The 8,459-nt window shown below is 60.6% G+C and carries 6 protein-coding genes; 4 read left to right on the top strand and 2 right to left on the bottom strand.

Going from position 1 to position 8,459, the window contains the following annotated elements; translation table 11 throughout:
* Positions 1 to 2: 2 nt before the first annotated feature.
* Positions 3 to 287, top strand: a complete 285-nt coding sequence (locus DXT59_RS14595) for a hypothetical protein (protein ID WP_116137616.1) — start codon at positions 3 to 5, stop codon at positions 285 to 287.
* A gap of 63 nt (positions 288 to 350) precedes the next feature.
* On the opposite strand, the gene fusA is transcribed toward DXT59_RS14595, so the two are convergent.
* Positions 351 to 2,399, bottom strand: coding sequence for an elongation factor G (gene fusA / locus DXT59_RS14600; protein ID WP_116137608.1), 2,049 nt, complete (start codon positions 2,397 to 2,399; stop codon positions 351 to 353).
* Between the two features lie 1,114 nt (positions 2,400 to 3,513).
* On the opposite strand from fusA, the gene DXT59_RS14605 reads away from it, so the two are divergent.
* On the top strand, positions 3,514 to 4,179 hold the full coding sequence (locus DXT59_RS14605) for a hypothetical protein (RefSeq protein WP_116137609.1): 666 nt from the start codon (positions 3,514 to 3,516) through the stop codon (positions 4,177 to 4,179).
* Positions 4,180 to 4,255: 76 nt separating this feature from the next.
* On the opposite strand, the gene DXT59_RS14610 is transcribed toward DXT59_RS14605, so the two are convergent.
* Positions 4,256 to 6,325, bottom strand: a complete 2,070-nt coding sequence (locus tag DXT59_RS14610) for an NAD(+) synthase (protein ID WP_116137610.1) — start codon at positions 6,323 to 6,325, stop codon at positions 4,256 to 4,258.
* A 273-nt stretch (positions 6,326 to 6,598) separates the two neighbouring features.
* On the opposite strand from DXT59_RS14610, the gene DXT59_RS14620 reads away from it, so the two are divergent.
* Together DXT59_RS14620 and DXT59_RS14625 are read left to right on the top strand one after the other, a co-directional pair.
* Positions 6,599 to 7,780 carry a porin gene (locus DXT59_RS14620; protein ID WP_116137612.1) on the top strand — a complete coding sequence of 394 codons (1,182 nt, stop codon included), beginning with the start codon at positions 6,599 to 6,601 and terminating at the stop codon, positions 7,778 to 7,780.
* 263 nt (positions 7,781 to 8,043) lie between these two features.
* Positions 8,044 to 8,334 (top strand): nucleotidyltransferase family protein, encoded by a 291-nt coding sequence (locus DXT59_RS14625; RefSeq protein WP_116137613.1) that lies wholly within the window; start codon positions 8,044 to 8,046, stop codon positions 8,332 to 8,334.
* Positions 8,335 to 8,459: the final 125 nt, after the last annotated feature.

An 8,459-nucleotide genomic window follows, 5' to 3' on the forward strand; every position in this document is an offset into this window, starting at 1 on the left:
CCATGACACCCAACAAACGCCGTCTAACGATTGTGCTGCTGATCATCTTGGTCGGCATCGCGCCTTTTATTTCGGTTGCCATTGCCGGTGCGATCGCCGATGCCCACGGATGCCGTCTCGACGAGGCCGGTATCTATCCCTGCGTCGTCGGCGGACACGATTTCGGCGAGCTGCTCGCCACGATGAGCATGGCGGGTTGGGCGGGATTGCTGACGATCCCCGCGGCGATTTCCGTGCTCATGCTGTGGGGGTTCGTCGAGTTGTTGCTCGTCTTTTTGCGCAAGTAGATTTCGCCCGCTTTGGGGCGAGCGGCGCGTCGAACAATCGCCGGCCGGTCAACAGTCGTTTGATTATCCGGCACTCTCTTCGTGCCGCTTGTATTGCGCCGCGAGCTTGCCTTGTTGATGCGGCGGCACCGGGTCGTAGTGGCTCAATTGGATGCTGTACTGGCCTTCGCCTCCCGCCATGGCATTGAGCCGCGATTGATACTCGGTCAACTCGGAGAGCGGCACCTTCGCCGAGACTGCCACTCTGTGGCCGCCGATCGGACGCGAACCTTGAACCTGAGCGCGCCTCGCGGATAGATCGCCCATGATGTCGCCCATCGCGGCTTCGGGGGCCGTCACCTCGAAATCGACGATCGGTTCGAGCAGGAGCGGCTGTGCCTTGAGTGCGGCGTCGATGAACGCTTTACGACCGGCGACGACGAATGCGACTTCCTTCGAGTCGACCGGATGGTGCTTCCCGTCATAGACCGTGACACGCACGTCTTGCATCGGAAAACTGGCTAGCGGTCCGCTCTCGATCGCCTGAAGGACGCCCTTCTCGACGGCGGGCATGAATTGGCCGGGGATGGCTCCGCCTTTGACCGCGTCCACGAACTCATAGCCGGCGCCGCGCGGCAGCGGTTCCACCCGCAGCATCACTTCGCCGAACTGCCCGGCGCCGCCCGTTTGTTTCTTATGGCGATAGTGTCCGTCGGCGGCGGCGCCGATCGTCTCGCGATAGGCGATTTTCGGCGGTCGAGTGATTACGGCAAGCTTATATTGGTCGGTCAGCCGCTCCAGCATGAGCCGCAGGTGAAGTTCCCCGAGCCCGCGCACGACGGTTTCGTTCGTCCCGGCCGGGTGTTCGATGCGCAAGCAGGGATCTTCGGCCGCCAGCTTTTGCAAGGTCTCCCAGAGACGCTGCTCGTTGCCGCGCCGCTCGGGTTCGATCGCAAGCGCGTAAATCGGATTAGGGAAATCGAGCGGGGCGAGGTGGATGTCGCCGTCCTCTTGCGCATCGTGCAGTACGGCGTCGTACCCGATCTCGTCTACTTTGGCCGTCGCGCAAATGTCGCCGGGGCCCGCGCTGGGGATATCGATATGGTCCTTTCCCTGCAGGCGCATCAAGTGCGCGACGCGAAAAGGCTGGCGCGCGCTGCCGATATAAAGCAAGCCGTCGCGCCGTACCGTGCCTTGGTGGATGCGAAAAACGGCCATTTTCCCGATATATGGATCGACGACGATCTTGAACACGTGCGCGAGCACGTGCTTGCCGGCGTCCGGCTGCGCTCGTACCGTTTGCCGGTGGTCATCGACGTCCCGATAAAACAGCGGCGGGTTGCCCTCCAACGGATTCGGCAATAAACGGACGAATATGTCCAAGAGTTCCTGGACCCCCGCACCCGTCGCGGCCGAGGTGAAGCAGATCGGAATCAGATGCCCTTCGCGCAGCGCTTGCTCGAACGGAGCATGCAACTGGTCGGGTTTGACCGCTTCCCCTTGCTCCAGATAAAGCTCCATCAAACCGGCATCGAGTTCGATGACCTGATCGATGAGGGCGTCATGCGCCGAGGCGACTGAGGAAAAGTCGGCATCGCCCGCGGGCGTGAAGAAGCAATCGACGACCGCATGCGCCTGGCGCGCGGGCAGGTTGATCGGCAAGCAAGACTTCCCGAACGCCTCCTGGATCTGAGCGACGAGAGCGGGCAAGTCGACCTTCTCGCCGTCGATGCCGTTCACGATGAGGATCGTGCACAGCTTGCGCTCTTTGGCCCACGCCATCATGCGGCGCGTGGTCATTTCGATTCCGGTCCGCGCGTTGATGACCACCGCAACGGTCTCCACCGCCGATAAGGCACTCAGGGAAAGACCTGAAAAGTCGGGGTAGCCGGGCGTGTCCAGCACATACACGCGCGTGCCTTGGTATTCGAGGTGCGCGACGGCGGAATTCAGCGAATGGCGATATTTGCGCTCGAGCGGATCGAAATCGCAGACCGTCGTGCCTCGTTCGATGCTGCCTGCGGCATGGATTGCGCCGCTTCGGTAGAGGAGCGCCTCGATGAGCGAGGTCTTGCCGCAACCCGCGTGGCCGACCAATGCGATGGTACGAATGGCTTCGGGTTGGTGTTCCATGGCCGCTCCCGTCCAGCGATCGCGATGGGGGCATTATTGGCGAAAAAGGCCGGTGCCGCTACCCGCACTGCTCCTATCGGGCGCGGATACGACCCTTCGCGTTCGCGAACGGCGGCAACGACAGCCGGGGCGACTTGCCCCATGGTCAAATGCTTCGGCAGCTTCGACCAATGGCCGAAGCGCGAGCCGTAAATTACGTCGGAGAATCCTGAGATCCAAGAAACTAAAACATTCTTAAATATCGGCGACTCGATAGATAACGAGGTTCGACTATTTTTGCTTCGCCGTTTTATGTCTGTCTAATTCATAACAAATGTTAATTTCAGCTTGTTGGATGAGTCGCGCAATATTGCGCGAGACGACTTCGCGGGTCTTTTCTCGTCGTGCCGTGGAGCGACTCCACTCACATGTTGGTTCGACGCGCGTGACTTTTGGAAAATGTGGAAAAATTCGCTGCAACTCTGATTTATAACAGGGGGTGAAATGCGTCCTTTCGCTTGACAGGCAATCAACCGCTTACTAAATTCCATTTAAAGTTATAATTTCGATAATGATCATGCGAATCGGGATGCATGACGTGGCGGGCAAGACGAAATGAACGCAATCACGTACTGGATGCCGTCCGCTAAAAATAAAAGAGCCTGCCGTTGCTGAGATGAGTCGGGCTCATTCGTATCTCGCGGCAGTCGTATTCCCGGAACGTGAACGCGGCAGCGAGTTGGGCTAGGCAACCGTGGCATCGATTGCGAGGCACCTCATGTATTGCGATTCGAAGCAACGCGGCAATCGCAGCAGTGCGCGCGGCGGGGCACGGGTGCGGCGATCGGCGCTGCATCGGCCCGATCCTCGGCGCCCGCTTCCGATTTACGCCAGGGAGACGGATATTTTTCTCCCATTCGCGAGGTACGACGGAAAGGCGCGCTCGCCGTCCTAACGCGTCGATTTATGCCTCATGTTTTGATGGTTCGGCCTTCGGGACCGAGGCCGGGCCGCACTTCGTAGTTTTCGCGAATGCGGCAGCGCACAAATATACAGATTTGTTGTTCATCGTCGCAATAGTGCGATTACTTGGTTTCTGAGCATTCATTCATTAAACAAAAACCGAGGGCGAGAAATGATCGATGCAGTGCGGTACGGAGATATCGTCGTGCTGGAAAGTTGCGAAAGCGACGAGCATTTGTTCCTAGGAATCGTTCCGCGAAACGCCGGTAGGCGTCACCCGTTGCAATTGACGACGGAGGTTGCCGAGCCGGACAAGTTTCCAGGCGCCGACTATCAATGGCGGGTGCTGCCGGTGGTTGGGGCAAAACGCAAATGGGGCGATCCAATCGCGTTCGCGGACCGCGTTCGCTTGCATATGGTCGACGACAAAGGCCAATCGCGGATGCTTTCGGTCAGCCATTTGGACGATCGCTCCATCATGGCGGAACGGCGGCCGGGGAGAATCGACTCTTGTACTTGGTGGCTGTCGTATTCGAATGAGTTGGCCGTGGGGCGAGACGGGCGAGTCACGCCGGCCGGCGACTTTGAGCCGCACGTGCAATACGGGACGGCCAATTACGTCACGCTCGTGAATCGAGCCGGATATCTTGGGGCGGTCGACGACCAGTATCGAATCCTGCGCAAGCGCACGACGCTGCTCGAAGATTTGCCGGAAAGGGGAAAGGCGGTTTGGTGGCGGTTGCATCGCTCGACGTCCGACGTCGTGCCCACGGTGCGACAGGAGGCCCGCTCAGGGATAGCGCAGCAAGCAGCGCCGCATTCGCTTTCGGTGGTTTGAGGGCTGCCGTGGCGGGGGCGGCCGCGGCCGCCCGGGCAGTGGATGTGGTTTGGGCACCGATATCCGGTGCGTACGATTAGCCGCGGTCTTCCTCGTCCGGCACCGCGGCGAGTTCCGCGAGCCAAGCATCGGCCGTCGAATCGCTCGGCGCGCGATAGTCGCCGCGCGGCGACAGCGAGCCGCCCGAACCCACTTTGGGACTATTCGGCAGGCACGTTCGTTTGAATTGCTGCCCGCCGAAGAAGCGCTGCACTAGAACGCCGAGCCAGTGCTTGATTGTGCCGATGTCGTAAGCGCGCTTTTTCTCATCGGGGATATCCGGCCATGACCCGCGCGTGACGTCATGCCACGCGGACCATGCGAGAAACGCGACCTTCGATGGCCGATAGCCGAAGCGCAGCAGGTAGTAGAGATTGAAATCCTGTAGCGAATAGGGGCCGACGGTTTCCTCGCTTCGTTGCATTTGCCCCGCCGCGCCGGGCGGAATCAGTTCGGGGCTGATGTCCGTGTCGAGCACGTCCATCAAGGCTTTGCTCGCTTGCTCTCCGAGCGTCCCCCACTGCGCGCTGCGGCGGACCATATATTCGATCAACGTCTTCGGCACGCTGGCGTTGACGCCGTAGTGGGACATATGATCGCCCACGCCGTAAGTGCAAAAGCCGAGCGCCAGCTCGCTAAGGTCGCCGGTCCCAACGACGAGGCCGCCTACCTGGTTGGCCAATCTGAATAAATGGCTCGTTCGCTCACCGGCCTGCACGTTCTCGAACGTCAAATCGTGCACGGGTTCGCCGTTCGCGTAGGGATGTCCGATATCGCGCAGCATGCGTTCGCAGCTCGGGCGAATGTCGATTTCACGTGCTTCGCAGCCCAGCGCCGCGACGAGGCGGCGCGCTTGGTCCAGTGTGCGCTCGCTGGTACCGAAGCCCGGCAACATGCAGGCGACAACGGCTGTGTTCGGTAACTGCAACGCCGTCACGGCGCGCATGCAAACCAGCAACGCGAGCGTTGAGTCGAGCCCGCCCGAGATGCCGATGACGAGCCGCGATACCTTGGCGGCACGCATGCGCGTCACGAGACCCTGCACTTGAATGTCGTAGATTTCGCGGCAGCGTTCGTCGCGATAGGCGGGATCCGACGGCACGTAAGGAAAGCGTTCGTACACGCGCTCGAGCGGTAGGCGGATCGTGCGCGGCAGGGCGGCCGCGACCGGAATCGTCCGGAAGCGCGCGCATTCGGCTCGGTGCGCATGCGCCGTGTCGCCGAACGTGGTTTGACGCATCCGCTCGCTCGTGAGCCGGTCCAAGTCTATGTCGGCCACGATGCATTGAGAGGCATCGAGAAAGCGGCGCGTTTGCGCGAGCGCATTGCCGTTTTCATAGACGATACCGTGGCCGTCCCACGCGAGGTCGGTCGTCGATTCGCCGTAGCCCGCCGCGCTATACGCATACGCCGCGAGGCACCGGGCCGATTGGCCGCCGACCAGTTCGCGCCGGAACTCCGCCTTGCCGACCGTCACGTTCGAGGCCGAGAGATTGAGCAAGACCGTCGCGCCGGCCAACGCCGCGAACGACGACGGCGGAATGGGCACCCATAAGTCTTCGCAGATTTCGATGTGAAAGGTCAGCATCGGTTGCTGCTCGAAGCGAAACAGCAATGCGTTGCCGCATGGGATGTCCGATTGCCCGAGCAAGGAGATGGACTCGTGCAGCAAGCGGTCGGCGCGTGCGAATTGCCGTGGCTCGTAGAACTCGCGATAGTTCGGCAGGTAGGTCTTGGGCACGACTCCGAGGATCCGGCCGCGCCGCACGACGACCGCGCAATTGAAGAGCAGGGTTTCGATTTCCAGCGGCACGCCGACGATACAGACGGACTCGATGTCGCGCGACGCGGCTAATACATCGTTCAGCGCGGCCAAACAAGCGTCGAGCAGGGCGCGTTGATGGAATAGATCGTCGCACGCATAGGAGGACAGGCCCAGTTCGGGGAATAGCGTCAAGGCGGCATGGCGCGCATCGGCTTCGCGCATGAGCGCAATCGTCTCTCTCGCGTTGGCCGCCGGATCCGCGACGTGGGACCGCGGCACCGCCACGGCAACGCGAGCGAAGTTATGACGGTACAAGTTGAAAAAGCTCGGCTCATCGCTCATGGCACGTTTCCTCGCTTGCAAGTTTCCCATCGACGATGCGGTGCGGCTGCACGATCTCGCCATCGGTACGCGGCCTATTAATAACAGATTGACTCGTTCGCCGCAGAGGCTCCCGCGGCGCCGGACGCGCCGGCCCCAATATCTAGCGCGATCGTATCGATATGCGGATTTGTCGTTGGACAACCCGAAGCGGGCCCCGATACGCTTCGGCGACGCCTGCTCTAACCCGCATGGCGCTTTTTTTGACTCACGACGCGAAAAGATCTTACAAAAATGACGAAGAACCACTCACTCAAACTCACCGCGGCTGCGGCGATCGGTGCGCTCGCCTTTGCCGGGAGTGCGCATGCGCAGTCCGCGATTACGTTGTACGGGGTGCTCGACGCGGGCATTGCCTATGTGCATAACGCTCAAGGTCCCAACGGCCGAAACCAGAGTTCGTTGTTCAAGCTTGGCAGCGGTAACACCTATGGCAATCGCTGGGGGCTGCGTGGCAAGGAAGACCTGGGCGGCGGACTCGCCACGATTTTTCAATTGGAAAACGGGTTTAACATCGCCACGGGCACGCTTGGCCAAGGCAGCCGCGAGTTCGGCCGCAAGGCGATCGTCGGTTTGACTAGCACATCGTTCGGCACGGTCACGCTGGGCCGGCAGTACGATCCGGTCGTGGACGTCGTTCAGCCGCTGACAGAGGATGCTTATTTCGGCGGGACCTTCGCGACGCCGGGCGATCTCGACAATTACGACAACAGCTTGCGTGTCAATAATTCGGTCAAATACATCAGCCCGCTTTTCGCCGGATTTCAGTTCGAGGCGCTCTATGCGTTCGGCGGCGTGGCAGGCAGCACGGGCAACGGTCAGACGTTCAGCTTCGGTGGCGTCTATTCGAACGGCCCGTTGGGCCTTGCCGCGGCCTACTTCCATGCGAACGGCGGCAATACGCTGACCAACGGATTGCGAGGCTGGAGCAGTACATCCGATACGCTATTCAATACGGCGATCAATTCGGGCTTCGGGTCGGCTCGGTCGATTCAGATCGTCCGCGCGGCGGCTCAATACGCGTTCGGCCCGTTCACGACGGGGATTTCGTATAGCAATACGCAGTACGGGGACGATGCGTTCTCGGCTTTCCGCACGACGGCTAAGTTCAATACGGGCGCTGCCTTTTTCAACTATCGACCGACGGCCGCGGTGCTAGTGGGCCTGGGCTACAACTACACGTCGCTGACGGGGCCCGCATCGGCGCATTACAACCAGGTCAACGCGGGGCTCGACTACGCGTTGTCGAAGCGCACTTCGCTCTATGCGCTCACCGGTTATCAAAGGGCAAGCGGCACGACGCTATCGCAAACGGGTGCGCTCGTGCCTGCCGTCGCATCGATCGGGTCGTACGGCGTCAATTCTGGGACCAATACCCAGTGGCTCACGACCGTGGGGATTCGGGCGAAGTTTTAGAGCGTCGCGCATCGGCGTCTACCAAGCGGGCAGTCGCGGTCGCTTGGCGTCACTTGGGACGAACTCGCGATCGCCAGCGGTATAAATCCGAGGGCTATGAAGACTTATCGGATGCCCGATACTTCGAAGGATCATCGGGCGTTACCGGGTCTCGCTCGTGCCGCTATCGCACGGCTGATTGACGACCGGACAAGAGCGGACTGAAAGGTGGCTGATATGCTACGCCCTGCATACAATCGTGAAGTCCTTCGAGGGAGAAATTCATGAGACCGTCTGAGGCACTAAGCCAGCACCGCGCGGATATACTGCGCATCGTCGCTGCCAACCGCGCAACCAATCCGCGCGTCTTCGGGTCCGTGGCTCGTGGGGAGGACGAAGACGGCAGTGACCTCGATATCCTCGTTGATCCGACGCCGGACACGTCGCTGCTTGATATCGGCGGGATTCAGTACGAGTTGCAGGAGCTACTTGGTGTGCCCGTTGACGTTCTGACGCCCAAAGCCATTTCGATCAAGTTCCGGGCGAATGTCTTGGCCCAAGCGGTCCCTGTATGAGTAAAGACAAGCTGCGTCTGTCTGCGTACCTCGAACATCCCCCGGCGTCAGAATAGTTGTCGTGTCGTCTGAATCTTAGACGAGGTCCGGGGGCGGTAGAATCGGCATGAATGAAAGCCTACTCA

The organism is Trinickia diaoshuihuensis, assembly GCF_003390925.1.
Classification (GTDB): Bacteria; Pseudomonadota; Gammaproteobacteria; order Burkholderiales; family Burkholderiaceae; genus Trinickia; species Trinickia diaoshuihuensis.